We start from the raw sequence: 26,405 nt of genomic DNA, 5'->3' as shown, positions 1-26,405 counted from the left end.
CGCATGCGCCGCATCTGCGCCACCAAAATCGTCGCCACGCTTGGGCCTGCCACAAGCGACAGTGCGACGATCGAAGCCTTGTTCAAAGCCGGTGCCGATGTTTTCCGGCTCAATTTCAGCCACGGCGCGCACGAGGACCACAAAAAGCGCTACGACCAGCTGCGCGCGCTCGAAGCCAAAACCGGCCGCCCGATCGCGATCCTTGCCGACCTGCAAGGGCCCAAGCTGCGCGTCGGCACGTTCAAGGCAGGCTCGGCGAAACTAACGGCGGGGGCGACGTTCCGCTTCGACATGGACGCCACGCCCGGCGACGAGACGCGTGCCCCCTTGCGCCATCCCGAGATTTTCGCAGCCCTCAGCCCTGGCCAGCATTTGCTCGTCGATGACGGAAAGCTGCGCCTCGAAGCGCTCGAAACCTCGCCGACGCACGCACTTTGCAAGGTGCTGGTCGGCGGCACCATCTCCGACCGCAAGGGCGTCAACGTGCCGGGCACGGTGCTGCCGATTTCCGCCCTTACCGAAAAAGACCGGCGCGATCTCGATTTCGCGCTCGAGATGGGCGTGGATTGGATCGCACTTTCGTTCGTGCAGCGGCCCGACGACATGGCGGAAGCCAAAAAGCTCGTGCAAGGCCGGGCCGGCGTGTGCGCCAAGCTCGAAAAACCCTCGGCCATCGAACGGCTCGAGGAGATCGTCGAATTGGCCGATGCGGTGATGGTGGCGCGCGGCGATCTCGGCGTCGAAATGCCGCCCGAAGACGTGCCGGCCTTGCAGAAGCGCATCGTGCGCACCGCGCGCCGGCTCGGCCGCCCGGTCATCGTCGCAACGCAGATGCTCGAATCGATGATCGAAGCGCCCACACCGACGCGCGCCGAAGCCTCCGACGTCGCGACGGCCGTCTATGACGGGGCCGACGCCGTGATGCTGTCGGCCGAAACTGCGTCGGGCAAACATCCTGTCGAGGCGGTGTCGATGATGGAGCGCATCATCGGCCGCGTCGAACGCGATCCCTTGTATCGCCCGATCATGGATGCCGACCATTCGGCACCCGAGGCGACTGCGTCGGACGCGATCACGGCGGCGGCAGCGCAAGTCGCGCGCACGATCAAGGCGGCGGCGATCGTGACCTTCACCACGTCGGGTTCGACGGCTTTGCGCGCCGCACGCGAGCGGCCGGAAGCGCCGATCCTGTGCCTGACGCAGAATCGGCGCACGGCACGCCGCCTCGTGCTGTGCTGGGGAACGCACACGCACGTGTCGGACGAGTTTGCCTCGTTCACGAAAATGGTCGAAAAGGCCTGCGAGGTCGCCAAGGCCGAAGGCTTCGCCGATCCCGGCGACACGATCGCGATCACCGCCGGCGTGCCATTCGGCACGCCGGGGGCAACCAACATTCTGCGTATCGCCTGGATCAGCTGAGCCCGAAAGCTCAGGCGAGCTGGGCGCGCAGCATCCAGGCGGTTTTGCCGTGTTCGGTCATGCGTTCGACCATGAGATCGCCCGACTCCGCGTCGCCGACGCGCTCGACGATGTCTTTGGTCTCGCGCGCGAGCTTGGCCAAGGTCTCGTGGTCGGCCAACAGTTCGGCGATCATCTTCTCGGCCTTCGGCGTGCCTGTCTGCTCTTCGACCGCCGACAGTTTCTTGAACTGCGTCAAGCTGCCGGGGGCGGCAAACCCGAGGGCGCGGATGCGTTCGGCGATTTCGTCGATCGCGTCGCCCAAGGCTTCGTACTGCGAACCGAATTGCGCATGCAGGAGTGCGAAGAACGGCCCTTCGACGTTCCAGTGGAAGCTCTGCGTTTTCACGTAGAGCATGTAGCTGCTCGCCAGCACGCGGCCGAGGGCTTCGGCAGCGGTCTTGCGCGCGTTTTCTTTGAGGCCGATATCGACTTTCATGGGTCTTCTCCTTCGATTTGGAGATTAGAATAATTCTAAAATACTGTCAAGAAGCTCTAAACCATTGCGATTTCGACTTTGCCCAGCACGCCAAAATCGGCCGTGTAAGTGCCTGTTTTGGACGCCAGATACGGCACGATACACGAACCCGTCGTCACGATCGCGCCTTTGCGCAAGGCGTTCCACGAGGGCGGATTGTTCGCCATCAGCACGAGGGCTGCAAACGGATCGCCGAGAATTTCGGCCCCGCTACCCTTCGCCACTTCCGTACCGTCGAGGGCGAGCGTCATCGTGTGTTTGCCGAGATCGAGCTTTTTCCAATCGGCAAATCCGGGCCCGTAAGTGAAGCCGCCGCTTGCCATGCAATCGGCCAACCCGCCGATCGGCGAGGATACGGCAAGCCGCGTGTCGAAAATCTCGATCGCGGGATGCAAGGCGGCGACGGCGGCCGCGACCTCGTCGCGCGAATAGGGCTGCTCGCGCTTCGGCAAATCCATCCCAAGCGAAAACGCGAATTCGCATTCGAGCTTGGGAACGAGGAAATCGGCAAGCCGCCAGCGCACGGGGCTTGGCCCGAACCACGGCGCCAGCAACGCGCCCGTGGTGACGCTGGGAATCTTTGATTTTTCCTGTTGCGCGGCCGTGAGATTGCCGACCTTCCAGCCCGGCACGGCGCCGCCGGAAAGCTCGGCCAGGGCCGCTTGCACCGTATAGGCGTCGGCCGGCGTTTGCGGGCCGGTCGTCGGCCAATCGATCTTGCGGGCGGCCTTGCGGGCCTCAAACAAAGCGGCGGCGCAGGCTTTTGCGTCGAATGCGGCGGTCATTTCGGCTCCTCAATCATGCGAACGAAGCCGCCGCGCTTCACTTCGATGCGGCGGTCGAACAAGGTTGCGACCTGCTTGCGGTGCGACACGCAGATCAGGGTCTTTTCCGGGAAATCGGCGAGCAGGCGGCCGAGCATGAACATCTCGGTGTCTTCGTCGAGCGAAGCCAAGGTTTCGTCGAGGATCAGGCACGGCGAATCGGTGAGCAATGCGCGCGCAAACGCCAAGCGCTGCTGCTCGCCGCCCGAAAACGGCTCGCCCTTGTCGCCGACGGAGGCTTTGCGCCGCTCGGGCTCGGCTTCGATGCGCTTGTCCATGCGCACGCGCTCAAGCGTCTGCTGCCAAAGGTCTTCCGACAGGTGGCGGAAGATGGCCACGTTGTCTTCGACGTCGCCCGCCACGAACGCGGTCGCAGCACGCGCGAAGAAGAACAGCCGCTTGCGGTCGGTGAGGCTCAGCGACGTCACGTCGCGCCCGTCGACGGTGACGCGGCCCGACGACGGTCGGTGCATGCCGAGCAGCATGAAGATCAGCGTGGTTTTGCCCGCCCCTGAGTCGCCGAACAGACCGATCTTGTCGCCCGCCCGGATCGAAAACGAAAAAGGATGCAGCAGTGTTTCGCCGCGCTCGGACACGAGCCCGACTTCTTCGAAGCGGATCTCGCCGAACGAGGCGGCCGGGCGCTGCGCCTTGTCGGCGAGGACGGCGTCGAGCCCGTCGGTCGAGGCCGAGATGCGCTTCAAAGCCAGCCGCGCGTCGTTGATCATCGGCCAAGCTTCGCCGATGCGGCTCAGATTCGGGAAGATCAGCATCGTGTAGTAGGCGAAGATCAGGAACTTGCCGATGGGCGGCGGCCCGCCTTCCGACGTCACGAACAGCAGCACCAAGCACACGGCCGCCGACATGCCGATCACGAACTCAACGAGCCCGTGATAGAGCGCATGGCGGCGCCACAGCAGCAGATTGATGCGCATCAAGCGCCGCGCGCCCGACAGAAGCCGCACGAGATAGATGGCCCCGAGGCCGGTGAAGCGCAGATCGAGATTCTTCTGGTAGAGGGCGGCGAGATAGCCGAGATAGCCCTGGTCGAGGCCCATTTTGGTCAGATAGCGCTGCTTGCGCCAATTGGCGTAGATCGCAATGCCGCCCGCCAGCAACGCGATCTCGACGACCAAGATGTAAAAGAGCCAGCTCTCCACGAAAAAGATCACGACGAGCATCAGCGAAATCTGCAGCACGGCCACGCCGGCATGCACGAGCGCTTCGCGCAGCAGGCGCTGCACGGCTTCGAGATCGCCCGCAGCGGCGGCCAGCACGCCGCCGGCCCCCAACTTCGACAGGCGCGCATAGGGGCCGCGCAGCAGGTTGAGCGCTATCGAGCCGCGGATCGAGCGGATGATGCGCTCGGACAGGGCCGAGGTGCGATACTCGGACAAAAGGAAAAAGCAAAAGACGAGGACTTCGATCGCGAAGATCACAATGACGTAGAACCAGATGCGGTTGCCGTCGCCGACAAGGGCGGCCTCGATGGCGCCCCACCAGCTTTGCGGCTTGGCACCGTCGATCAGCGCGTTGATCGGCAAGGGCCGCGCCACGATGGCGACGGACTGCACGCAGGCGATCAGAAAAATCAGAAAGAGAGCGAACCGCCAGCGCGGATCGTGCTTCTTCAGCAGCGTGTCGATTTCACGAATGAACATGCGGCGTGCCTTGCGCGAACGGCTGCAGCAGGCCGACGATGGCGGCATGCGACGGGGCGGCGAGCCCGTGCGCGTTTGCCATGCGCACGACCGCCCCCGACAGCCACGGCAGCTCGAGTTTCGCGCCACGTTCGAGGTCGTGCAGCATCGAGGCCTTCATGCCGTCCGGCAAGGCGGCTGCTTGCGCCACGGTTTTTTCGACTTGGTCGGGTGCCAAGTCGATCTTCTCGGCGCGCGCCACGGTGACCGCTTCGCGCACCAAGGTTTCGTAGAGACCGCGTGCGGCCGCATCGCGCCACAACACGCCCTTGGCGAGCCTTGAGGCCGCCGTGATCGCAGAGAAGGCCGAGAGGAAGACGAACTTCTCCCAGATCGCGCGCGCAATGTCGGGGCTCAGCACGGCGTCGATGCCGGCAGCCTTTGCGGCCGCAACGAAGGCGGCGGCTTTCTCGTGCTGCGGATTGCCGAAGGCGCCGATCGTGAGACGCGCGAGCGTGCCGGTATGGCGAATGGTGCCGGGCCCAGCGATCGTCGTTGCGATATGCGCAACGCCGCCGAGGACCTGCGCCGACCCGAAGGCCGCCGCCAGCATCTTCGGTGAATCGATGCCGTTTTGCAGCGATACCACGTGCGTCGTCGGCCCCATCAAGGGGCGGATATGCTCGATGGTGCTTTCGACGTCCCACAATTTGACGGCCAGCAGCACGAGATCGACCGGGCCGATGGCGGCGGGATCGGCCTCGGCGCGGATTTTCTGGCGCAGATTGCCGAGTGCGGATTCGACCGCCAGGCCCTGGCCGCGAATGGCCGCAAGATGCGGCCCGCGCGCGATCAGCGCTACGTCGGCACCGGCGGCGGCAAGGCGCGCACCAAAATAGCCGCCAACCCCGCCGGCCCCGACGAATACGATTTTCACGCGTTATCTCTCCCCCGCCCGAACGGCGCTTACGTCAGTGCCGCACAGGCCTTCTGGATGCGCGTGCAGGCCTCGCGCAGCACTTCGGACGACGTGGCGTAGGAGATGCGGAAATAGGGCGCCAATCCGAAGGCCGAGCCTTGCACGACCGCAACGCCCACGCTCTCCAACAGATACGTCACGAAATCCGTGTCGGTCTGGATGGTTTTGCCCTCGGGCGTCTTCTTGCCGATCGTGCCCGCACAGGACGGAAACACGTAGAACGCGCCGTCCGGCATCGGACAGCGCAGGCCCTTGGCCTCGTTCAGCATCTTCACAACCATGTTGCGCCGCTCGACGAACGCCTTGTTGTGCTCGGCGATGAAGCCGTTGGGGCCGTTCAGCGCTTCGACAGCGGCGGCCTGGCTCACCGAACTCGGGTTCGAGGTCGATTGCGACTGGATCGCCTGCATGGCCTTGATGAGGGCGGCGGGACCGCCCGCATAGCCGATGCGCCAGCCGGTCATGCAATAGGCTTTCGACACGCCGTTGACGGTCAAAGTGCGGTCGTAGAGCTTCGGCTCGACCTGCGCGATCGTGGCGAATTTGAAATCGTCGTAGAGCAGATGTTCGTACATGTCGTCGGTCATGATCCAGACATGCGGATGGCGCAGCAGCACGTCGGCAAGCGCCTTGAGGTCGGCGGCCGAGTAGGCAGCCCCGGTCGGGTTCGAAGGCGAGTTCAAAATCACCCATTTTGTCTTGGGCGTGATCGCCGCTTCGAGCGCTTCTGGGGTCAGCTTGAAATTCTGGTTCTCCGAGCACGCGACTTCGACTGGCATGCCCTCGGCGAGGATCACCATGTCGGGGTAGCTCACCCAATAGGGCGCGGGCACGATGACTTCGTCGCCGGGGTTCAGCGTCGCCATCAGCGCGTTGTAGAGCACCTGCTTGCCGCCCGTGCCGACCGTAATCTGGTTGGCGGCGTATTTGAGGCCGTTTTCGCGCTCGAACTTCGCGATGATCGCCTTTTTGAGCGCGGGCGTGCCGTCGACGGCCGTATACTTCGTGTCGCCCGCATCGATGGCGCGCTTGGCGGCGTCTTTGATGTTCTGCGGCGTGTCGAAATCGGGCTCGCCCGCACCCAGGCCGATCACGTCCTTGCCGGCGGCTTTGAGTTCGGCCGCCTTCATCGATACGGCAATGGTGGGCGACGGCTTCACGCGCTGGAGACGGTCGGCGACGATCGACATAGGGGCTTCCTTGGGGTGCGATGGGACGGAAAAAAGACAGTGGAAATTAGACCCCTCAAGCGGTGCTGGCAATCGGCTTGACCTTCCTGCGGGGCAGGGTGGCTAAAACATTGTCCGCGCACAATCGCGTGTCTTTTCGAAGGAGACCCAAACGCAATGATTCGCAGAAGCACATTTGTCGCCCTCGTGGCGGCACTTCTCGTCGGCGGCCCCGCAGTGGCTCAGCACGCAGGCCACCGCGGCGGCTCGGCCAACGATTCGCCCGCAACGCGCGCCTACCGTGCCGCGAACGACAAAATGCACAAGGACATGGACATCCGCTACAGCGGCAATGCCGACAAAGATTTTGTGGCCGGCATGATTGCGCACCACGAGGGTGCCGTCGCAATGGCGCGCATCGTGATCCAGCACGGATCCGATCCCGAGATCCGCACGCTGGCCGAGGGCATCATCCGCGACCAGGAGCGGGAGATCGCCCAAATGCGCGCGTGGCAAGCGCGAAACCGCTAAGCTCGTCCCTCGCTTCGATTCGCCCATAGCGAAAGGCGGGGGGAAAGAGACATGCGCGCTGCGATCTATTCGTCGTTCGGGCCGGCGGCCGAAGTGCTGTCGCTGGCCGTCTTGCCAGATCCCATTCCGGGGCCGGGCGAGGTGCGGGTGAAGCTTGCCGCCTCGGGCGTGAACCCGTCCGACGTCAAAGCGCGCGCGGTCGCGTCGCGCAACGCCGTCTATCCGCGCGTGATCCCGCATTCGGACGGGGCCGGCATCATCGATGCGGTGGGGCCGAACGTGGATCCGGCGCGCATCGGTGCACGCGTGTGGGTGTTCAATGCGCAATGGCAGCGCGCCGACGGCACGGCCGCCGACTATGTCTGCGTGCCGGCCGAACTTGCCCCGGCTTTGCCGAGCAATGCGGATTTCGACACCGGGGCCTGTCTCGGCATCCCGGCTTTGACCGCGTGGCGCGCCGTCACGATGAATGGCGGCGTCTCGCAGCGCCGCGTGCTGGTGACGGGCGGGGCGGGTGCTGTCGGCCATGCCGCCATCCAAATGGCGAAATACGAAGGGGCGATTGTCTACGCGACCGTCTCCTCGCCCGAAAAAGCCGCGATCGCCAAGGAGGCGGGGGCGGACGCAACCATCGACTATCGCCGCGAAGACGTGGCCGCACGGGTGCGCGAGCTCACCGGCGGCGAAGGTGTCGACCGCGTGATCGACATGGATATTGCGGCCAATGCGGCCGCGACGGTCGCGTCGCTGAAGCCCGGCGGGCTTGCCGCGATCTACGGCTCGGGCAAGCCGGAGTTCCAGCTGCCCTTCATGCCGTCGATCGCCAAGAACCTGACCTTCGCATGTTTTATCATGTACGAATTGTCGCCGCCCCAGCGCCGCGACGGCTGCGCCTACGTGAATTCGCGCGTCGCCATGGGCCATCTAAAAACGCGCATCGCCAAACGTTTCGCGCTTGCCGACATCGCGCGCGCGCACGAAGCCGTCGAAATCGGCCAGACGGTCGGCAATGTGGTGGTGACGTTCGCCTGAGTGCGCGCGCCATTCGCGCGCGTTGACGGGGGTTGGCAACGCGCTAGAGTGCGCGCGTCATGGCTCTTCCCAAAATTTCCGCTCCCTTGCCCGATGCGCTGCAGAATCCGGCCCCGCCGCTGGCGGTCGATCCGGATGCGCATCCGCCCGAGCGGCTGGCGGTCGTCTCGGACTATGTGCCGGCCGGCGACCAGCCGGCGGCGATCGCGGAGATCACCCAAGGTCTGCAGCGCGGCGAGAAGGACCAGGTGCTGCTCGGCGTCACGGGCTCAGGCAAGACCTTCACGATGGCGCATGTGATCCAGAATCTGCAGCGCCCCGCACTCGTGCTCGCGCCGAACAAGACGCTCGCCGCGCAGCTCTACGGCGAGATGAAGTCGTTCTTCCCCAACAACGCGGTCGAATATTTCGTCAGCTATTACGATTACTACCAGCCCGAAGCCTACGTGCCGCGCTCGGACACCTATATCGAGAAGGAAAGCTCGATCAACGAGCAGATCGACCGCATGCGCCATTCGGCGACGCGTGCCCTGCTCGAGCGCCAGGACACGATCATCGTGGCGTCGGTCAGCTGCATCTACGGCATCGGCTCGGTCGAGACCTATTCCTCGATGACGCTGACGCTGAAGACCGGCCAGCGCATGGACCGCAACGCGCTGCTGCGCGAGCTCGTGAAGCTGCACTACAAGCGCAACGAAGCCGCCTTCCAGCGCGGCACGTTCCGCGCGCGCGGCGACGCGGTCGAAATTTTCCCGGCGCACTGTGAGGACCGCGCGTGGCGCGTGTCGCTGTTCGGCGACGAGATCGAGGCGATCTTCGAATTCGATCCGCTGACGGGCGAGAAGAAGGCGACCCTCGCCACGGCCAAGCTTTACGCCAATTCGCACTATGTGACGCCGCAGCCCACGCTCGAACAGGCGATCTCGCAGATCAAAACCGATCTCAAGCTGCGCCTGGCCGAGCTCAACGCCGGCGGCAAATTGCTCGAAGCCCAGCGCCTCGAGCAGCGCACGACGTTCGACATCGAGATGATGGCGGCCACAGGCTCGTGCGCCGGTATCGAAAACTATTCGCGCTATCTCACGGGCCGCCCGCCTGGGGCGGCGCCGCCGACTCTGTTCGAATATCTGCCCAAAAACGCGGTGCTGATCTGCGACGAAAGCCACGTGATGGTGCCGCAGATCGGCGGTATGTACAAAGGCGACTACATGCGCAAGTCGACCTTGGCAGAATACGGCTTCCGCCTGCCGTCCTGCATCGACAACCGCCCGCTCAAATTCGAAGAATGGGACGCGATGCGCCCGCAGACCGTGTTCGTCTCGGCAACCCCCGGCAATTGGGAGCTCGAGCGCACCAAGGGCGTGTTCGTCGAACAGGTGATCCGGCCGACGGGCCTCGTCGATCCGCCGGTCGAAATCCGCCCGACCGAGCGCCAGGTCGACGATCTCTTGGGCGAACTTAAAGCCGTCGCGAAGAAGGGCCAGCGGGCCCTCGTGACGACGCTGACCAAGCGCATGGCCGAGGACCTCACCGAATATCTGCACGAAAACGGCGTGCGCGTGCGCTACATGCACTCGGACGTCGAGACGCTTGAGCGCATCGAGATCATCCGCGATCTGCGGCTCGGCGCGTTCGACGCGCTGATCGGCATCAATCTGCTGCGCGAAGGGCTCGACATTCCCGAATGCGCGCTCGTGGCGATTCTCGATGCCGACAAGGAAGGCTATCTGCGCTCGCGCACGTCCCTTATTCAAACGATCGGCCGGGCTGCGCGCAACGTCGACGGGCGCGTGATCCTCTATGCCGACAAGCGGACCGATTCGATGGAAGCGGCCTTGGCCGAAACCGACCGGCGGCGCACCAAGCAGGTCGCCTACAACCTCGAACACGGCATCACGCCCGAGACGATCCGCAAGCAGATCGGCGATATTCTGGGCAGCGTGTACGAGCGCGACCGCGTGACTGTCGGCACCGGCGACGAGGGGACCCAACATCTCGTCGGCCACAATCTGCGCAGCCACATCACGGGCCTCGAGACGCGCATGCGCGAGGCGGCGGCCAATCTCGAATTCGAAGAAGCAGCCCGCCTGCGCGACGAAATCAAACGGCTCGAATCGATCGAACTCGAAATGCCGGGCGGCGTGGGCGAGGGCGCGCAAGCCGGCTACCAATCGGGCCCCGACCGGCCGCGCCCGCGCTCGACCGGCGGTGCGGTCAATTCGCGCAAAGGGCGCGCGCGCCGTCCCCCGCCGGGCGGTGCGCGCAAGTGAACGCGTTCTGGCTGCCGCTTTTCCTGACGCTGTGTGTGCAAATTTTGGTGAGTGGGGCCAGCCTCACGGTTGCCGTCCTTGTGCCGTTGGTCGGTCCCGATCTCGGCATGCCGACGGCGGGCGTGGGCTACTACGTGGCCGCCCTCTACGCTGTTGCGGCGGTAGCGGGCTTGGCCAGCGGCGGCCTCATCCAGCGTTTGGGCGCCCTCGGCACGATGCAGGTGACGTTGTGCAGCGGTGCCGCCGGCCAGTTGCTGCTGGCGATCGGCACGCCGTGGAGCGTGGCCCTTGCGGCCGTCGCGTGCGGCATCAGCTTGGGGCCGACGACGCCGGCCTCGTCGGCGATTCTCGTGGGCAACACGCAGACCGCCAACCGCAACCTCGTGTTTTCGCTGAAGCAGACGGGTGTGCCCGGCGGCTTCATGCTGGCGGCATTGAGCATGCCGCCGCTCGCCCTGGCCTTGGGCTGGCGCGGGGCGGCCGTGGTTGCGGCATGCGTGCTGTTCGCGGCAGCGCTTGCGCTGACGCCGTGGCGAGAGCAATTCGCGAGCGGCCGCACGATATCGCGGCCAACCTTTTCGCTGCGCAGCCAGTTCGTCGAACCTTTGCAGCGACTGTGGGCCGTCAAAGAGCTGCGGCGCTTGGGTCTCGCGTCGGCGGCGTTTTCGGGGTTGCAGGGCTCGCTTGCAGGCTTTCTCGTGGCGTTTCTCGTGCACGACACCGCCCTCGACCTCGTCGCGGCGGCAGGCGTGCTTGCGGCGGCTCAAGCTGCGGGCGTTGTCTGCCGCGTCGTGTGGGGGTTGGTTGCCGACAAAAGCGGCCGGCCCGACCGCGTGCTCGGGATGCTGGGGCTCGCGATGGCGGCCCTCGGCGCATTTGTGGGCATGGCCGCGCCGACCCTGAGCTATCCCGTGTTGCTGCTCGCCTGCATGTTGTTCGGCGCCACCGCAATGTCGTGGAACGGCGTCTATTTGGGCGAGGTCGCGCGCATCGCTCCGGCCGACCGCGTGGGCGAAGCCACGGGTGCCATCGGCCTCTTCACCTTCGGCGGTGTCGCAATCGTGCCGAGCTTTTTCGCGTCCATCGTGCTGCTCAGCGACTCCTACGCGCTCGCCTATGTGATCGCTGCTCTCGCCCCGGCGGTCTTCGGCACGGCGCTGTTGCGTGCGGCGCGCACGAAGGGTATCGGAGCGTCATGACCCTGCCCCCCAATCTGCCGCGCACCGCCCTCGTCACGGGGGCTGCCAAACGCATCGGCCGCGCCATCGCTCGCGATCTCGCGCGCCAGGGTTTTGCCGTCGGCATCCACTACGCGCAGTCGCACGACGACGCACAGGCGCTGGTCGCCGAGATTGCCGCCGACGGCGGTCGCGCTTTTGCGTTCAAAGCCGATCTCGCAAGCGAAGCGCAGGTGCAGCAGCTGGCAGCCGAAGCGCATGCCGCCCTCGGGCCCATCGGCGTGCTCGTCAACAACGCCTCGACCTTCGAGCGCGACGAAATCGACGACGCGACGCGCGCCAGCTGGGACATGCATATGGAGGCCAATCTGCGCGCGCCCTTCGTGCTGATCCAGGAAATGGCGCGCCATCTGCCGGCGGATGCCGAAGGGGTCGCGGTCAATCTGATCGACCAGCGTGTGTGGAATCTCACGCCGCATTTCACGACCTACACATTGTCGAAAGCGGGCCTGTGGACGCTGACGCAGACGCTCGCACTCGCACTTGCCCCGCGCATCCGCGTCAACGCGATCGGTCCGGGGCCCACGCTTGCGAATATCCGCCAAGACCCCGCGCAGTTCGCGCGCCAAGTGGCGAGCGTGCCGCTGCGCCGCGCGCCCGCGCTCGACGAGGTGTGCGCCGCCGTGCGCTTCCTCGTCGCCGCGCGCTCGGTCACGGGCCAGATGATCGCACTCGACGGCGGCCAGCATCTCAATTGGGGTGCGCCCGGCACCCATCAGCCCGACGAATGAACGCGACCGATTGCCGTGTCGTGCTGATCCGCGATCTGGTGCTACAAGCGCGCATCGGCATTTTTGCGCACGAGCAGGGGGCGGCCCAGCGCGTACGCTTCAACATCGAACTCGGCGTGCCCGACCGGCCGCCGCAGCGCGATTCGATCCGCGAGGTCGTGCGCTACGACCATGCGATCGATCGGATTCGCCAAATCGTCGATGCCGGGCACGTCAATCTCGTCGAAACGCTGGCAGAACGCGTGGCCGCACAATGCCTTGCGATCGCCGAGGTGCTGTGGGTGCGCGTGCGCGTCGAGAAGCTCGACATCGCCCCCGACGCGGCGTCGGTCGGCATCGAAATATTCCGAAAAGGCGCTTGACGCGGTCGGTGCGCATACAGGAATTGCGCTTCGCAACTTGTGCACACCGTCCGGACCCAGCCACAAAAATGGCGGAATTCAGCGATTTCTGACGGAAATATGAAGCATCGAAGGCGATTGTTAACCTCTATATCCATGCAAATCAGCGACTTAACAAAAACGTCTAAAAACTAGGCAAGACGACATAAATTGCCGTTTTTGCTCGGTTCGAGGGGCCTTGAAGGCGGTTTTGCACAAGTTTATCCACAGACTTGGTGGATAGAAGAATCCAGCCGAATCGGCATTGCCTGCCCCACGTGCAGGCGCGTGTCCCAAGCGCCACAGCACGCATCCTCTTGCCCGCCGCAGCCGGACTCGCTAACGCAAAGCAGCCATGGAAAATCCGTCCGACGACGACGCTCTGCAGTTCGAACCGCCGCCGATCGCCGCCGAAGGGGCGGGGGTGTTGCGCGCGGCGTTGGCGACGCTGCCGCTGAGCCCCGGCGTCTATCGCATGCTCGATGCCAAGGGCGACGCGCTCTATGTCGGCAAGGCGCGTGCGCTTCGCAAACGCGTCGCGCAGTATCTGCAGTTCGAGCGCATGCCCAATCGGCTGCTGCGCATGGTCGCCGAAACGCGGCGCCTCGAGATCGTCACCACGCATACCGAAGCCGAAGCGCTGCTGCTCGAGAGCAATCTCATCAAGCGGTTGATGCCGCGCTACAACGTGCTGCTGCGCGACGACAAATCCTTTCCGTACATCGCACTTTTCGAAGACCACGATTTCGTGCAGGTCGCAAAACATCGCGGCAGCCGCGAGCGCAAAGGCCGCTATTTCGGGCCCTTCGCGTCGGCCGGGGCGGTCAACCAGACGCTCACCGCCATGCAGCGCGCGTTCCTGCTGCGCTCGTGCACGGACGCGATCTTCAGCCAGCGCACGCGGCCGTGCCTGCTCTACCAGATCAAGCGCTGTTCGGCCCCGTGCGTGGGGCGCATTTCGGCGGCCGACTATCGCGGTCTCGTCGACGAGGCGATCGATTTTCTCGAAGGCCGCTCGCGCGATGCGCAAAGCGAACTCGTCGCCAAAATGCAGACAGCCGCCGACACGATGGATTTCGAAACGGCCGCGATGTATCGCGACCGCATCCGAGCACTTACGGCCGTGCAAGCGCGCCAGGACATCAATTTCGAAGATCTCGGCGATTGCGACGTGGTTGCGATCCATGCCGAAGGCGGGCAGAGCTGCATCCAAGTGTTCTTCTTCCGCGGCGGGCGCAACTACGGCAACCGCGCCTATTTCCCGCGCCACGACAAGCTCGTCGATGCGGCCGACGTGCTGGCGGCGTTTCTGGGCCAGTTCTATGCGGACAAGCCGCCGCCGCCTTCGATCCTGTTGTCGCAGGACGTGGCCGAGCGCGCGCTCATCGAAGAAGCGCTGACGGCGCGGGCCGAATCGCGCGTGCGCATCGCGGTGCCGGAGCGCGGCGAGAAGCGCAAACCGGTCGAACATGCGCTCAACAATGCGCGCGAAGCGCTCGCCCGACGCATGGCCGAATCGGGCGCGCAAGCCAAGCTGCTTGATGGCGTGGCAACGGTGTTCGGGCTCGACGGCCCGCCCGCGCGCATCGAGGTCTACGACAACAGCCATATCCAAGGTACTGGCGCCGTCGGCGGGATGATCGTCGCGGGGCCGGAAGGCTTCGCCAAAGCCCAGTACCGCAAATTCAACATTCGCGGGGCCGGCAAGTCCGACGTCGGCGAAGGTGGGGACGATTACGCGATGATGCGCGAAGTGTTCGAGCGGCGCTTTTCGCGCGCCCTGCGCGAAGACCCGAACCGCGACGAGGGAACCTGGCCCGATCTCGTGCTGATCGACGGCGGGCAGGGCCAGCTCAATGCCGTCGCTTCCGTGCTGGCCGAGCTTGGCATCGACGATCTGCCGTTCGCCGCGATCGCCAAAGGGCCGGACCGCGACGCGGGTCGCGAGCGGTTTTTCCTGCCCGGGCGCGCACCCTTCCAACTCGAGCCGCGCGACCCGGTTCTGTACTATCTGCAACGCTTGCGCGACGAAGCGCACCGTTTTGCCATCGGCAGCCACCGTGCGCGGCGTTCCAAGGCGATTTCGAGCTCGTCCCTGGACGAGGTCGAGGGTATCGGTCCTCGCCGCAAAAAGGCGCTTTTGCTGCATTTCGGCTCGTCCACTGCCGTCAAACGCGCGGGTCTCGCCGATCTCGAAGCCGTGGCCGGGGTCGGCAAGGCGGCGGCCAAAAAAATCTATGACCACTTCCACGGCGGCGGGTAAAATAGCACCCTGGATTCCGCCCTCCGCCACCCCGTTTCGACCCACGCGAGGCCCATGTCTTTTTCGCTGCCGATGTGGCTGACCTTGAGCCGCATCTTCGCCATTCCGGTGATCGTCGCGCTGTTCTGGTTGGACGGCGATCTGTGGCGCTATGTGGCGTGCGGTGTCTATGCGATCGCCGCAGCGACGGATTGGCTCGACGGCTATCTCGCGCGCGCCTGGGCGCAGCAATCCAAACTCGGCCGTATCTTCGATCCCATCGCCGACAAGCTCTTGGTCGCGGCCACGATCCTGCTTCTCGTCGCGTTCGGGCGCGTGGAAGGTTTCACCGTGCTTGCGGCGTTGGTGATCTTGCTGCGCGAAGTGCTGGTCTCGGGCTTGCGCGAGTTCCTGGCCGAAATCCGCGTCGGTCTGCCGGTCTCGAAACTCGCCAAATGGAAGACCGCCATCCAGATGACGGCGCTGGGTTTCCTCATCGTCGGCGATGCCGCACCCACCGCGATGCTGCCGGTGCTGCCGATCGGCGAAATCGGCTTGTGGATCGCAGCCGCACTCACGCTCTACACCGGCTACGACTATCTTGCGACCGGCCTCAAGCATGTCGACGAAGAGGCGCCGCCGCCGCCCGCGCCCGCCAAGCCTGCCGCCCCAGCGCGCCAGTCGGTTTAAAGACGATGCGCATCATCGGACTTGCGGGCTGGAGCGGCAGCGGCAAAACCTCGCTTGTGGTTCGGCTGCTGCCCGTTCTGGTCGCGCGGGGCTTGCGCGTCTCGACGATCAAACACGCGCACCACGAATTCGACGTCGATACGCCGGGCAAGGACAGCTACGAACATCGTGCGGCCGGTGCACACGAAGTGCTCGTCGCCTCGGCGCGCCGCTTTGCGCTGATGCACGAATTGCGCGATGCACCCGAGCCCACGCTCGAAGAGCTTGTGGCTCGCCTCGCCCCGGTCGATCTGTTGATCGTCGAAGGCTTCAAGCGCCACGGGCACGACAAGATCGAAGTGCATCGCCCGTCGGTGGGCAAAAAGCTGCTCGCACCCGAAGATCCGCACATCGTGGCGGTGGCCAGCGACGCGGCCCTCGAAGGCCTCACGGTGCCGCGTCTCGAACTCGACGACACTGCCGCTATTGTCGACTTCGTCGTTAAGCATACGGGGCTCGGCTGATGGCGCAGCTCTCCGACGATTGTTTTGCTTTCGGTGGCGAGTTGATGCGCGCGGATGCCGCCGCCGCAATCCTTGCCGACCGCGCAACGCCGCTGGCGGCCGTCGAACGATGCGGCTTGCGCAACGCCGTCGGGCGCATTCTGGCGGCCGACATCGTCGCCGCGCGCAGCGTGCCGCCGCACGACAATGCGGCGGTCGACGGCTATGCGGTTGCGTTCGCCGATCTTGATCCGAACGCGGCCACACGCCTGCCGATCGTCGGGCGCAGTGCAGCCGGCCATCCGATGGCGGAGCCGTTGCGTGGGCGCACGACCGCGCGCGTGTTCACGGGCGCCCCGATGCCGCAGGGCGCCGATACGGTCTTCATGCAGGAAGACGTGCGCGTCGAAGGCGAGTTTGCCGTACTGCCGCCGGGCCTCAAGCGCGGCAGCAATCGGCGCAAGGCCGGCGAAGACATTGCCGCGGGTGCGACCGTGCTGAAAGCGGGCCACCGGCTGCGCGCGCAAGATGTTGGGCTCATCGCGTCGCTAGGCCATGTCGAATTCGACGCTTTTGCGAAACTTCGCGTCGCGGTGTTTTCGACTGGCGACGAATTGCGCGAGCCGGGCCATGCAGCACCGACCGGCGCCGTGTACGACGCCAATCGTTTCGTGCTGCTGGCCGCCCTCGACCGGCTCGGTTTCGAGGTGAGCGATCTCGGCATCCTCGCCGACCGGCAAGAGGCGGTGCGCGAGGCTTTGGCTGCCGCCGCCGCGACGCACGATGCCGTCATCACGTCCGGCGGCATGTCGATGGGCGAGGAAGACCATGTGCGCGCCGCCGTTGAAGCGCAGGGCGCTTTGCATTTTTGGCGCCTTGCCATTCGCCCCGGCCGGCCAGTTGCGTTCGGCACGCTTGCGGGCAAGGCGTTTCTGGGATTGCCGGGCAATCCGGTTGCGATGATGGTCACGTTCCTGCGTTTCGCGCGCCCCGTGCTGCTGCGCTTGGCCGGTGCGGCCGACGTGGTGCCGCGCCTTCAGCGCGTGCGCACGGCCGCCGACATCGGCAAAAAGGCCGGGCGGCGCGAATGGTTGCGCGCGAAGCTGGTGGCGGGCGACGACGGCATTCCGGTCGCGCACAAATTCCCGCGCGACGGGGCGGGCATCCTCACATCGCTCGTCGAATCCGACGGCCTCATCGAACTCGACGAAGACACGCGCGCAGTGGCAGCGGGCAGCCTCGTCGATTTCCTGCCCTATACGGAGGTTGCCCAGTGAAGATCCTGTGGTTCGCTTGGCTGCGCACGCGTGTAGGCACGGGCGAAGAGATCGTCGAAAAACCCGCCGACATCGCGACGGTCGGCCAATTGCTGGATTGGCTGGCGGCACGCTCGCCCGGCCATGCGCAAGCTTTGGCGCGCCGCGACGTTGTGCGCGTGGCCGTGAACCAGACTTACGTGCCGCTCGATCACGCGGTTGCCGACGGCGACGAGATCGCGATCTTCCCGCCGGTCACGGGGGGCTAGATATGTCGATCCGCGTGCAGCGCGAAACCTTCGATGTCGGCGCCGAGCTTGCGGCGCTGACGGCCGGGCGTACCGATATCGGTGCGGTCACGAGCTTTGTGGGCCTCGTGCGCGACATGGCGGGCGATGCCGCGATCGGCGCGATGACGCTCGAGCACTATCCCGGCATGACCGAAAAGCAGCTCGCCGAAATCGAAGCCGAAGCCAATCGTCGCTGGCCGCTGCAGGCCACGCTGATCGTGCATCGCTACGGGCTTATGGAACCGGGCGAGCCCATCGTTCTGTGTGCTGCGGCCAGTGCGCATCGCGAAGCCGCTTTCGCCGCGTGCCATTTTCTGATCGACTGGCTCAAGACGCGCGCACCCTTCTGGAAACTCGAAGACACGGCAGCCGGTCCGCAATGGGTCGGCGCCAAAGCAAGCGACGACGATGCGGCGCGCCGCTGGGAGCAGGATCGATGAAGCTGCGCGACCTCTCGCCCTATTGGGTGGCCCTTGCTTTTGCGTGCGGCGCTTTGGCGGTGCTGGTGTTCCACCAGGGGGCGATCCAGATGCTGTTCAAGTCCGGCATCCTTGCCAACCCGCCCTACCGGATGCGCCCTGTTGGCCCGCTCGGCGTGCCCTTGGTGCTGAACGCAGCCTTCTGGGGCGGGGTGTGGGCGCTTGTCTATGCCGCCTTGCGGCATCGTTTCCCGGCGAACTTGCATCCGTTGCCGATGGGCTTCGTGTTCGGCGTGCTGGGGCCTACGCTCTTCGGCTGGTTCGTGCTCGCACCGCTGCGCGGGAGCCCCGTCGCGGCCGGGTTCGTGATCGAGAACATGGCGCGCGGCGTATTCATCAACGGCATGTTCGGTGTGGGCGTGGCGGCGATGTTCATGCTCGCCGACCGCTATCTGCCGCGCGCACCCTGAATAAACGCGTCGAGCGTTGCGTGCGCCGCGTCGGCGCTTACACCTTCGCCAATCATTTCGGCCGTCACGGCATCGCGCGCGAGCCGGTCGAGGGCGCGCGCGCGCTCAATTCGGGCAAAGCTTTGCGAGTCTTTGCCGAACAGCCGCAGCAGCGGATCGATTAGGCGCGGCCCTGCGGCAGGTTCGGGATAGGAGCGCGCGAACCGGTCCCAGGCGGCTTGAAAGCGCGCCGCGATTTCAGCCGCCGGGACCCTGTTCTCGGGCATCAGGGTTCTCGGGCATTAGGAGATCGGGAAATCGACCTCGCCGCGCGTGGCACGCCCGAAATCTTCGAGCAGCGCTTTGGTGATCGGGCCGGGCGTGAAGCGATACTTGTCGATCTCGCCGACCGGCGTGATCTCGGCGGCGGTCCCGGTCAGGAACACTTCTTGCGCCTGCGCCAATTCGTCCGGCCAGATCGCGCGTTCGACGATCTGGATCTGGCGCGCTTTGGCCATCGCGATGACCGAGCGGCGCGTGATGCCATCGAGGAAACAGTCGGGCTTGGGCGTGTGCAAGACGCCGTCGATCGCCAAGAAGATGTTGGCACCCGTCGCTTCGGCGATCTGGCCGCGCCAATCAAGCATCAACGCGTCGGCATAGCCGTTCTTTTCGGCCTCGTGCTTCGACATGGTGCAGATCATGTAGAGGCCGGCCGCCTTCGAATTCGTCGGGGCCGTGTTGGGGGCGGGCCGCGACCATTTGGCCCAGCACATGCGGATGCCCTTCTCCTTGTCCGAGAAGTAGCTGCCCCAGGCCCAGCTCGCGATCGCGACATTGATCTTCGATTGCTGGGCCGACACGCCCATCATTTCCGAGCCGCGCCAGGCGATCGGGCGCAAATAGCAGTCGGGCTGGCCGTTGGCGGCGACGACCGCGTTGGTGGCTTCGTCGATCTCTTCGACCGTGTAGGGGATCTCGAAGCCTAGGATGCGCGCCGAATCGAGCAGGCGCTGCGAATGTTCACGCAGCTTGAAGACCTTGCCGTTGTAGGCGCGCTCGCCCTCGAACACGGCCGAGGCGTAGTGCAGCCCGTGCGACAGCACGTGCAGCTTGGCATCGCGCCACGGCACGAGTGCGCCGTTCCACCACACAAAACCGTCGCGATCGTCGAAGGGAACCAGAGCCATGGCGGATTTCCTCGCTATAGGGGTCTTTCGTTTCGCCTGCGACGCTGCAGGCGCAATTAACCGCCCGTTTTGGGCTTGCGCAAAGAAACACTCTTGCGGCATATATGTCAACAACACTGACATATTCGGAGCATGAAAAAACCACATGCCTGATTTGCGCCCCGGCCTTCAGCATCTCTATCTGCGCGACGAAGATCTGCGCCTCGGCATCGAGCTGCTGTTCTATGCCTATCGCGATTTCACGGCCGAGCCCGACCGGATGCTCGAGGAAATCGGCTTCGGGCGCGCGCACCACCGGGCCATCTATTTCGTCGGCCGCTATCCGGGCATCAATGTCGGTGAATTGCTGGCGATCCTGCGCATCACCAAACAAAGCCTGTCGCGCGTGCTGGGCGAATTGGTGCGCAAGGGCTACATCCTGCAGCGCCAAGGCACGTCCGATCGCCGCCAACGCCGCCTCGAGCTGACCGAGCAGGGGGCATCTCTTGAGCGCAAACTGTCCGAAAACCAGCGCCGGCGCATCGCGGCCGCCTACCGGGCGGCGGGGCCGGCGGCCGTCGAAGGCTTCCGGCGCGTGATGCTGGGCCTCATCGACGAGCGCGACCGCCGCAAAGTCGCGGCCGAGCCCGCAAAGACGCCGCCGCTCGCTGCCAAGCAACGCGCATGAATTTGTCGCCAAATGGTCTGTTGGCAGGCGGACCCCGCAGCCCTAAATTCATCTCCATGCTTGAAGGGGCCCACCTCCTCGTCGTCGACGACGATACGCGCACGCGCGAATTGCTGCGCCGGTTCCTGGCCGAGCAGGGCTATCGCGTGGCGACCGCCGCCGACACGACCGAGGCCGAAGCGCAGCTTGCGGCACTCGCCTTCGACCTCGTGGTGCTCGACGTGATGCTGCCGGGCGAGGATGGCATTGCCTTCACCAAGCGCCTGCGCAGCGCCAAGCGCGACGTGCCGATCGTGCTTTTGACCGCGCGCGGCGAAACCGCCGACCGCATCTCGGGCCTTGCCTCGGGGGCGGACGATTATTTGCCAAAACCCTTCGAGCCCGAAGAACTCGTGCTGCGCATTCGCGCCATTTTGCGCCGGGCCCCCCCGCCCAGCGAAGCGCCCGAAGCGGTCGATTTCGGTGGCTTCCGCTTCGACATTGCGCGCGAACAGCTCACGCGCGGCACGTCGCAGATTAAGCTGACCTCGGCCGAAACCTCGCTTTTGAAGGTGCTGGCGAGTTCGGCCAACGCGCCCGTGAGCCGCGAGGAGCTGCTGCGCCGCTCGCGCCTGTCGGGCAATGTGCGCACGGTCGACGTAACCGTCACGCGCCTGCGTCCGAAGATCGAAGAAGACCCGCGCAATCCGCGCTTCCTGCAGACGGTGCGCGGGGCCGGCTACCTCCTGCGCACGGATTGACGATGGGCGCGCTCGGCCACACGCTACGCCAATATCTGCCGCGCACGCTCTATGCGCGCGCGCTCATCATCATCGTCGCCCCGATGGTGCTGGTGCAGCTCGTCGCAGGGCTCGTGTTCTACGACCGCGTCTGGGACACGGTGTCGCGGCGTCTGTCGAACGCGCTCGCGGGTGAAGTGGCGACGGTCGTGCAGACGCTGGGCCGCTTTCCGGAAGGTGCGGACCGCACGTGGCTGTTCCAGACGATGCATTTGGCCTACGGCTCGACCTACCGTTTCGAGGGCGGGGCGATTCTCGAACGCACGGGGCCGGAAGCGCCGGACACGCTGCTCGAGCATTATCTCGTCTCGGGCCTCAACGAGCGCGTGCGGCGGCCGTTTCTGCTCGATGCGTGGGGCGATCCGGCCGATTTGAAGCTCGCGGTGCAGCTGCCGGACGGTGTGCTGCATCTCGTCGCCTCGCGCCAGCGCGTGTTCACGACGAACGTCTACGTGTTCCTGCTCTTCATGGTCGGCACGTCGTTGATCTTGATCGCGGTCGCCTCGACCTTCATGCGCAACCAGGTGCGGCCGATCCGCCTTCTGGCCAAGGCCGCCGACGATTTCGGCAAAGGCCGCATCGACACCGAATTCCGCCCGCACGGGGCCAGTGAAGTGCGCCAGGCGGCGGCGGCCTTCCTCACCATGCGCGAGCGCATTGCGCGCCACATGGCCCAGCGCACCGAAATGCTGGCTGGCATCAGCCACGATCTGCGCACGCCGCTCACGCGCATGAAGCTCGAACTGGCGATGCTTGGCGACCATCCCTCGGCGCAAGGCCTCAAGGCCGATGTGGGCGACATGGCGCGCATGGTCGAATCCTATCTCGCCTTTGTGCGCGGCGAGGGCGAGGAGCAGATCGAGACGACCGATCTTGCCGCACTGCTCGACGGGATTATCGCCGCCACCCAGCGCGGCGGCCATTCGGTCGCACTCAGCATCGAGGGCGATCTCACGCTGCCGGTGCGCCCGCACGCGATCAAACGCTGCCTCGAGAATCTGATCGCCAACGCCGTGCGCCACGCAGCCCAAGTGCGCGTCGTCGCCGTGCGGCACGCATCGGAAGTCGAAGTCGCAATCGACGACGACGGCCCCGGCATTCCGGCCGAATCGCGCGAAGACGTGTTCAAGCCCTTTTTCCGCCTCGATCCGGCGCGCAACGCGCAAACCGGCGGCGTGGGCCTCGGCCTCACCATCGCGCGCGACGTGGTGCGCGGCCATGGCGGCGACGTGCGCATCGAAGAATCGCCGATGGGCGGCGCACGCGTGCGCATCCGCTTGCCGCTGTAGCAAGCCCGCCATTTTGGGCCTTGCAGCCGCAGGCCCTGGGGGCTATGTGCAAGGCCGCTCATGCCGCCAAACCCCCAAAGCGGTGCCGCCACGCGCCGCACCTTTGCCATCATCTCGCATCCAGACGCGGGCAAAACGACGCTGACCGAAAAGCTGTTGCTGTTCGGCGGGGCGATCCGCCTTGCGGGCCAGGTGAAAGCGCGGGGCGAACGCCGTCGCGCGCGCTCGGACTGGATGGCGATCGAACAGGCGCGCGGCATTTCGGTCACAAGCTCGGTCATGACGTTCGACTATGCAGGGGCGACGTTCAACCTGCTCGACACGCCGGGCCACGAAGATTTCAGCGAAGACACCTACCGCACGCTGACGGCGGTCGATTCGGCCGTGATGGTCATCGACGCCGCCAAGGGCATCGAGACGCAGACGCGCAAATTGTTCGAGGTCTGCCGCCTGCGCGACATTCCGATTTCGGTCTTCGTCAACAAGGTCGACCGCGAAGGCCGCGACCCGTTCGACTTGCTCGACGAAATCGAAAAGACGCTGCAACTCGACGTGTGCCCGATGGTGTGGCCCGTGGGCATGGGCTCGGATTTCCACGGCTGTTTCGATCTGCGCAGCAACGCGTTTTTGACCGGCAAGGTCGGCGGCAATTACGAGCGCACGCAAGCGACGAGCGGCATCGACGATGCGGCCCTCGATGCGGCCGTCGCCGAGCGGCCCTTGCGCGAGTTTCGCGAGCAGGCGGGCTTGGCGCTGTCGGCGTATCCCACCTTCGATCTCGAAGCCTATCGCAGCGGCAACATGACGCCGGTGTTCTTCGGCAGTGCGCTGAAGGATTACGGCGTGGAATCGCTGATCCACGGGCTGGCGGAGTTCGCGCCGAGTCCGCGCTTCCAGCCCGCCGAGCCGCGCAACATCGACCCCGAAGAAGCGCGCGTGACCGGTTTCGTGTTCAAGGTCCAGGCCAATATGGACCCCAACCATCGCGACCGCATCGCGTTCCTGCGTCTGTGCTCGGGCCGCTTCAAGCGCGGCATGAAGCTCGTGCAGGTGCGCACCGGCAAGGCGATCGCGATCCACAGCCCGATCTTCTTTTTCGCCCAAGAGCGCGAACTCGCCGAAGAGGCACTGCCCGGCGACATTATCGGCATTCCGAACCACGGCACTTTGCGCGTGGGCGACGCGCTCACCGAAGGCGAAGCGCTGCGCTTCACGGGCATCCCCAATTTCGCGCCCGAAATCCTGCGCCGGGTGCGGCTCGACGATCCGTTGAAAGCCAAGCAATTGCGCCGTGCGCTCGAGGATCTCGCCGAAGAGGGCGTCACGCAGGTCTTCCGCCCGCTGCTGGGCTCGCAATGGATCGTCGGCGTGGTCGGTGCGCTGCAGATCGACGTGCTCGCCAGTCGCATTGCCGCCGAATACGACGTCAAAGCCGGGTTTGAGCCAGCCCCGTTTGAGGCCGCACGCTGGGTGTCGAGCACCGATGCGGCCGCGCTCAAGAAATTCGTCGACGGCAATCGCGGCAGCCTTGCCGACGACCGCGACGGCGCACCTGTGTTTCTCGCGCGCAATGCCTGGGAGCTCAATCGCATCCAGACCGATTGGCCGGGCCTTACCTTCCGTACGACTCGCGAGCGCGGCTGACTTGCTGGCGTGGGCAGGTTCGCTCGCTATAATGCCGCGTGACCGCAAGCGACCTTAAATTTGTGTGCCGCGCCACGCTGTCGGTCGGCAACGGCCGGGAACGGCTGGCCACGCGCAATTTCGCCGCCGCCGATGCCGCCGCCGATTGGGCGCTTGTCACGGCCCAACGCCTGCGCATGGCGCTCGGCACCGCCAATTTCGGCAAGATCGGGGCGGCGATCGAGATCCATATTGTGGGCCATGTTCCGGGCGATCCGGCCGCCGAGAGGGTCACGGTTTTTGCCGGTGCCCTCGGTGCGGCCGACGATTCGCTTTCGCTGCGTGCGCAAGCGTTCGAGCGCGACGAGCTGCCGCTGCTGTATCGCGCGGTTGCGGCACGGCTCGCGGCCAAGCGGCGGCGCAAATATCTCGTGGCCGGCGCAAGCTTCGCGGTTGCCGCGCTTGCGGTCGGGCTTGTGATTCTGCTGCCGCCGATTCTCGATTCCGAATTGCAGGCCGAGGCGATTCTTTCAGGACCGCCGCCCGACATCGACGGGCGCTGGGCGATCGGCAATCCGGCAACGAACTGCGAAATCAACTATGTTGAGTTCGAACGCCGCCGCTACACGGCTGTGATCGGCGCTGCGCGTCAAAGTTTCGATGCCGCCTATTCGCAACCCACGCCCGCCACGATGCGCATCGAATACGGCCAAGGCGGGGTACGGCTCGCTCAGACATTCGCTCTTCCGGGCGAAAATGGGCGCATGACGATCGCAAATATCGAGGCGAGCGACCCCACGATCGAAAATATCGCCCGCCGCGCCATCGGCACGGTTTTGCGAAAATGCCCGCCGCCACCCCCGGCGCGATAGCGCTGTTTTTGCATCAAGCGCTTGTAATGGAACATTATTCAGGTAGTCGGTTGCCGCGGAACAGGATCGCCATCAGCGTGCGGTACGCGTAAAACGCTGCTCCAGACCGTGCAACCATGCGAATCGCGCTTGTTGCTAATTTTTTGTTAAGCGGTTATGGACATAGCCGGTAACTGACATCTAGGAGTGATCAATATGCCTACAGGTACGGTCAAGTGGTTCAACGGCACCAAGGGTTACGGCTTCATCCAGCCGGAAAGCGGCGGCGCTGACGTGTTCGTTCATATCTCGGCGGTCGAGCGCGCTGGGCTTCGCGGTCTGAATGAAGGCCAGAAGGTGTCGTACGAAGAAAAGCCCGATCCCAAGAAGGGCAAGACTTCGGCCGACAATCTGAAGGTCATCTAAGCCTTTTTTGGCTTCGCAGGTCCCTTCTGGGGCCTGCGGCAACGACGCGCCCCGCCCTATCAGGTTCCACCTGTCAGGCTGGGCGCTTCTTGCGGTGCAGCGCTGGTTTCGATTCAGCTGCCCTCAATGGTTACTTGCTCTCCACCGTGAGGGCGAGTTGACCGGCAACCGATTCTCCAGGCTTCAGACTGATCGTCCCCGTTTCGCGCCAACCCTTGGCCGCGAGATTGAAGCCGTTTGCGACGTGCGAAACGGGTTCGAGGCACAAATAATCGATATTGCGTGGCCGATGGACAACCATCTGCCCGAAAATTCGGTCTGCGCGCAGCGTGAGGCCGAGGCCAAGCCCGGTTTCGAATTTGGCTGTGCCGTCCCAGCCGCCCAGATAACGCGTCCCGCCTGAACGATCGAGCGTGAGCCCGCCTTGCGGTGCGGCTGTCGTTTCGCCGGTCGGCAGATTGACGTCGTCCTGCAGCCATTCGGTTTTGGCGTTCATAACGACCGCCGGATCACCGGAAATCGCGAAATACGGATGCCATCCCATGCCGACGGGCGCGTCGCCGGCCGCTTGGTTGCGAAACTCGATGGCGACATGAAGCGTTGCCTCATCGATCCAGAAGCGCTGGGTAGCCGCAAAAGCCCACGGCCATTGCGCGTCGCCGGCATGCTCGATCGCGAGCGTGAGACCGGATTCGCTGCGTGCGGCAACGCCCCAGGGCCGCAATTGCGTGTGGCCGTGCAGCGTGTGCGGCTTGGCATCCGGATGCGGGGCGAGCGCATGGGTTTTGCCCGCGTGCAGCACTTGCGCATCCGCGATGCGGTTTGAATAGGGGATCAGCGGATAGGCCCCACCCTTGGGCCAGCTTGGCGGCAGCGCCGGGTCGGCGCCGATCGGCACCAGCACGTCGTGCGCACCGTCGCCCGCGCGATATTGCAGGCGCGCGAGGCGCCCGCCCAGTTCCGGCAGCGCTTCTGCGCGCAAATGCCGATTGCCGAATTCGAGTCGTTCCATGGGCCCAAGC

General features: G+C 65.1%; 28 protein-coding genes. 20 read left to right on the top strand and 8 right to left on the bottom strand.

Annotation, left to right across the window (positions count from 1 at the left end):
• Nucleotides 1–3: 3 nt before the first annotated feature.
• Entirely contained in the window at nt 4–1,419 is a 1,416-nt protein-coding gene (gene pyk / locus O9320_06015) for a pyruvate kinase (protein ID MCZ8310387.1), read from the top strand.
• A 10-nt stretch (nt 1,420–1,429) separates the two neighbouring features.
• On the opposite strand, the gene O9320_06010 is transcribed toward pyk, so the two are convergent.
• From O9320_06010 to O9320_05990, 5 genes are read right to left on the bottom strand one after another with little or no spacing between them, the layout of a single operon-like run.
• Nucleotides 1,430–1,897, bottom strand: coding sequence for a DNA starvation/stationary phase protection protein (locus O9320_06010; GenBank protein ID MCZ8310386.1), 468 nt, complete (start codon nt 1,895–1,897; stop codon nt 1,430–1,432).
• A gap of 56 nt (nt 1,898–1,953) precedes the next feature.
• Complete coding sequence (locus O9320_06005) at nt 1,954–2,721, bottom strand: hypothetical protein (protein ID MCZ8310385.1); 768 nt, start codon at nt 2,719–2,721, stop codon at nt 1,954–1,956.
• A complete protein-coding gene (locus tag O9320_06000) occupies nt 2,718–4,421 on the bottom strand; it encodes an ABC transporter ATP-binding protein (protein MCZ8310384.1) in 1,704 nt (567 codons plus the stop codon). Before O9320_06000 ends, O9320_06005 begins: the two co-directional genes overlap by 4 nt.
• Nucleotides 4,408–5,337: a 2-dehydropantoate 2-reductase gene (locus tag O9320_05995; protein MCZ8310383.1), complete on the bottom strand. Its 930-nt coding sequence runs from the start codon at nt 5,335–5,337 to the stop codon at nt 4,408–4,410. The genes O9320_06000 and O9320_05995 overlap by 14 nt, the downstream gene beginning before the upstream one ends.
• A 29-nt stretch (nt 5,338–5,366) precedes the next feature.
• On the bottom strand, nt 5,367–6,569 hold the full coding sequence (locus O9320_05990) for an aspartate transaminase (GenBank protein ID MCZ8310382.1): 1,203 nt from the start codon (nt 6,567–6,569) through the stop codon (nt 5,367–5,369).
• A gap of 156 nt (nt 6,570–6,725) precedes the next feature.
• On the opposite strand from O9320_05990, the gene O9320_05985 reads away from it, so the two are divergent.
• The 13 genes from O9320_05985 to O9320_05925 all read left to right on the top strand — a co-directional run bounded on the left by O9320_05985 (nt 6,726) and on the right by O9320_05925 (nt 18,579).
• Nucleotides 6,726–7,079: a DUF305 domain-containing protein gene (locus tag O9320_05985; protein MCZ8310381.1), complete on the top strand. Its 354-nt coding sequence runs from the start codon at nt 6,726–6,728 to the stop codon at nt 7,077–7,079.
• 51 nt (nt 7,080–7,130) lie between these two features.
• Nucleotides 7,131–8,111, top strand: a complete 981-nt coding sequence (locus tag O9320_05980; GenBank protein MCZ8310380.1) for an NADPH:quinone reductase — start codon at nt 7,131–7,133, stop codon at nt 8,109–8,111.
• A 59-nt stretch (nt 8,112–8,170) separates the two neighbouring features.
• Nucleotides 8,171–10,381 carry an excinuclease ABC subunit UvrB gene (uvrB, locus tag O9320_05975; GenBank protein ID MCZ8310379.1) on the top strand — a complete coding sequence of 737 codons (2,211 nt, stop codon included), beginning with the start codon at nt 8,171–8,173 and terminating at the stop codon, nt 10,379–10,381.
• Nucleotides 10,378–11,580 carry an MFS transporter gene (locus O9320_05970; protein ID MCZ8310378.1) on the top strand — a complete coding sequence of 401 codons (1,203 nt, stop codon included), beginning with the start codon at nt 10,378–10,380 and terminating at the stop codon, nt 11,578–11,580. Before uvrB ends, O9320_05970 begins: the two co-directional genes overlap by 4 nt.
• Complete coding sequence (locus O9320_05965) at nt 11,577–12,350, top strand: SDR family oxidoreductase (GenBank protein ID MCZ8310377.1); 774 nt, start codon at nt 11,577–11,579, stop codon at nt 12,348–12,350. Before O9320_05970 ends, O9320_05965 begins: the two co-directional genes overlap by 4 nt.
• Nucleotides 12,347–12,712, top strand: a complete 366-nt coding sequence (locus tag O9320_05960; GenBank protein ID MCZ8310376.1) for a dihydroneopterin aldolase — start codon at nt 12,347–12,349, stop codon at nt 12,710–12,712. Before O9320_05965 ends, O9320_05960 begins: the two co-directional genes overlap by 4 nt.
• Before the next feature lie 373 nt (nt 12,713–13,085).
• The gene (gene uvrC, locus O9320_05955) at nt 13,086–14,993 is read left to right on the top strand and encodes an excinuclease ABC subunit UvrC (protein ID MCZ8310375.1); all 1,908 of its coding nucleotides are present in this window, start codon (nt 13,086–13,088) and stop codon (nt 14,991–14,993) included.
• Nucleotides 14,994–15,047: 54 nt separating this feature from the next.
• Complete coding sequence (pgsA, locus tag O9320_05950; GenBank protein ID MCZ8310374.1) at nt 15,048–15,662, top strand: CDP-diacylglycerol--glycerol-3-phosphate 3-phosphatidyltransferase; 615 nt, start codon at nt 15,048–15,050, stop codon at nt 15,660–15,662.
• Between the two features lie 5 nt (nt 15,663–15,667).
• The gene (gene mobB / locus O9320_05945; GenBank protein MCZ8310373.1) at nt 15,668–16,165 is read left to right on the top strand and encodes a molybdopterin-guanine dinucleotide biosynthesis protein B; all 498 of its coding nucleotides are present in this window, start codon (nt 15,668–15,670) and stop codon (nt 16,163–16,165) included.
• Nucleotides 16,165–17,421 (top strand): molybdopterin molybdotransferase MoeA, encoded by a 1,257-nt coding sequence (locus O9320_05940; protein MCZ8310372.1) that lies wholly within the window; start codon nt 16,165–16,167, stop codon nt 17,419–17,421. The genes mobB and O9320_05940 overlap by 1 nt, the downstream gene beginning before the upstream one ends.
• Nucleotides 17,418–17,669 carry a molybdopterin converting factor subunit 1 gene (gene moaD, locus O9320_05935; GenBank protein ID MCZ8310371.1) on the top strand — a complete coding sequence of 84 codons (252 nt, stop codon included), beginning with the start codon at nt 17,418–17,420 and terminating at the stop codon, nt 17,667–17,669. Before O9320_05940 ends, moaD begins: the two co-directional genes overlap by 4 nt.
• A 2-nt stretch (nt 17,670–17,671) precedes the next feature.
• Complete coding sequence (locus tag O9320_05930; protein ID MCZ8310370.1) at nt 17,672–18,130, top strand: molybdenum cofactor biosynthesis protein MoaE; 459 nt, start codon at nt 17,672–17,674, stop codon at nt 18,128–18,130.
• Nucleotides 18,127–18,579 carry a hypothetical protein gene (locus O9320_05925; protein ID MCZ8310369.1) on the top strand — a complete coding sequence of 151 codons (453 nt, stop codon included), beginning with the start codon at nt 18,127–18,129 and terminating at the stop codon, nt 18,577–18,579. The genes O9320_05930 and O9320_05925 overlap by 4 nt, the downstream gene beginning before the upstream one ends.
• Here O9320_05925 and O9320_05920 read toward each other — a convergent pair.
• Together O9320_05920 and O9320_05915 are read right to left on the bottom strand one after the other, a co-directional pair.
• The gene (locus O9320_05920; GenBank protein ID MCZ8310368.1) at nt 18,558–18,845 is read right to left on the bottom strand and encodes a hypothetical protein; all 288 of its coding nucleotides are present in this window, start codon (nt 18,843–18,845) and stop codon (nt 18,558–18,560) included. The genes O9320_05925 and O9320_05920 overlap by 22 nt on opposite strands.
• Before the next feature lie 15 nt (nt 18,846–18,860).
• Complete coding sequence (locus O9320_05915; protein MCZ8310367.1) at nt 18,861–19,748, bottom strand: branched-chain amino acid aminotransferase; 888 nt, start codon at nt 19,746–19,748, stop codon at nt 18,861–18,863.
• Between the two features lie 145 nt (nt 19,749–19,893).
• Here O9320_05915 and O9320_05910 point away from each other — a divergent pair, with 145 nt between their 5' ends.
• The 6 genes from O9320_05910 to O9320_05885 all read left to right on the top strand — a co-directional run bounded on the left by O9320_05910 (nt 19,894) and on the right by O9320_05885 (nt 25,383).
• Nucleotides 19,894–20,415 (top strand): MarR family transcriptional regulator, encoded by a 522-nt coding sequence (locus tag O9320_05910; protein ID MCZ8310366.1) that lies wholly within the window; start codon nt 19,894–19,896, stop codon nt 20,413–20,415.
• 56 nt (nt 20,416–20,471) lie between these two features.
• Nucleotides 20,472–21,155: a response regulator gene (locus O9320_05905; protein MCZ8310365.1), complete on the top strand. Its 684-nt coding sequence runs from the start codon at nt 20,472–20,474 to the stop codon at nt 21,153–21,155.
• A gap of 2 nt (nt 21,156–21,157) precedes the next feature.
• Nucleotides 21,158–22,483 carry an ATP-binding protein gene (locus O9320_05900; GenBank protein MCZ8310364.1) on the top strand — a complete coding sequence of 442 codons (1,326 nt, stop codon included), beginning with the start codon at nt 21,158–21,160 and terminating at the stop codon, nt 22,481–22,483.
• 60 nt (nt 22,484–22,543) lie between these two features.
• Entirely contained in the window at nt 22,544–24,127 is a 1,584-nt protein-coding gene (locus O9320_05895) for a peptide chain release factor 3 (protein MCZ8310363.1), read from the top strand.
• 38 nt (nt 24,128–24,165) lie between these two features.
• Nucleotides 24,166–24,978, top strand: a complete 813-nt coding sequence (locus O9320_05890) for a hypothetical protein (protein MCZ8310362.1) — start codon at nt 24,166–24,168, stop codon at nt 24,976–24,978.
• Between the two features lie 195 nt (nt 24,979–25,173).
• The gene (locus O9320_05885; GenBank protein ID MCZ8310361.1) at nt 25,174–25,383 is read left to right on the top strand and encodes a cold-shock protein; all 210 of its coding nucleotides are present in this window, start codon (nt 25,174–25,176) and stop codon (nt 25,381–25,383) included.
• A gap of 130 nt (nt 25,384–25,513) precedes the next feature.
• On the opposite strand, the gene O9320_05880 is transcribed toward O9320_05885, so the two are convergent.
• The gene (locus O9320_05880; protein ID MCZ8310360.1) at nt 25,514–26,395 is read right to left on the bottom strand and encodes a hypothetical protein; all 882 of its coding nucleotides are present in this window, start codon (nt 26,393–26,395) and stop codon (nt 25,514–25,516) included.
• Between the last annotated feature and the right edge of the window lie 10 nt (nt 26,396–26,405).

This window comes from Magnetospirillum sp., assembly GCA_027532905.1.
Classification (GTDB): domain Bacteria; phylum Pseudomonadota; class Alphaproteobacteria; order CACIAM-22H2; family CACIAM-22H2; genus Tagaea.
Note: the sequence above shows the minus strand (reverse complement) of the source record. Positions and strands in the feature narration are given on the sequence as shown.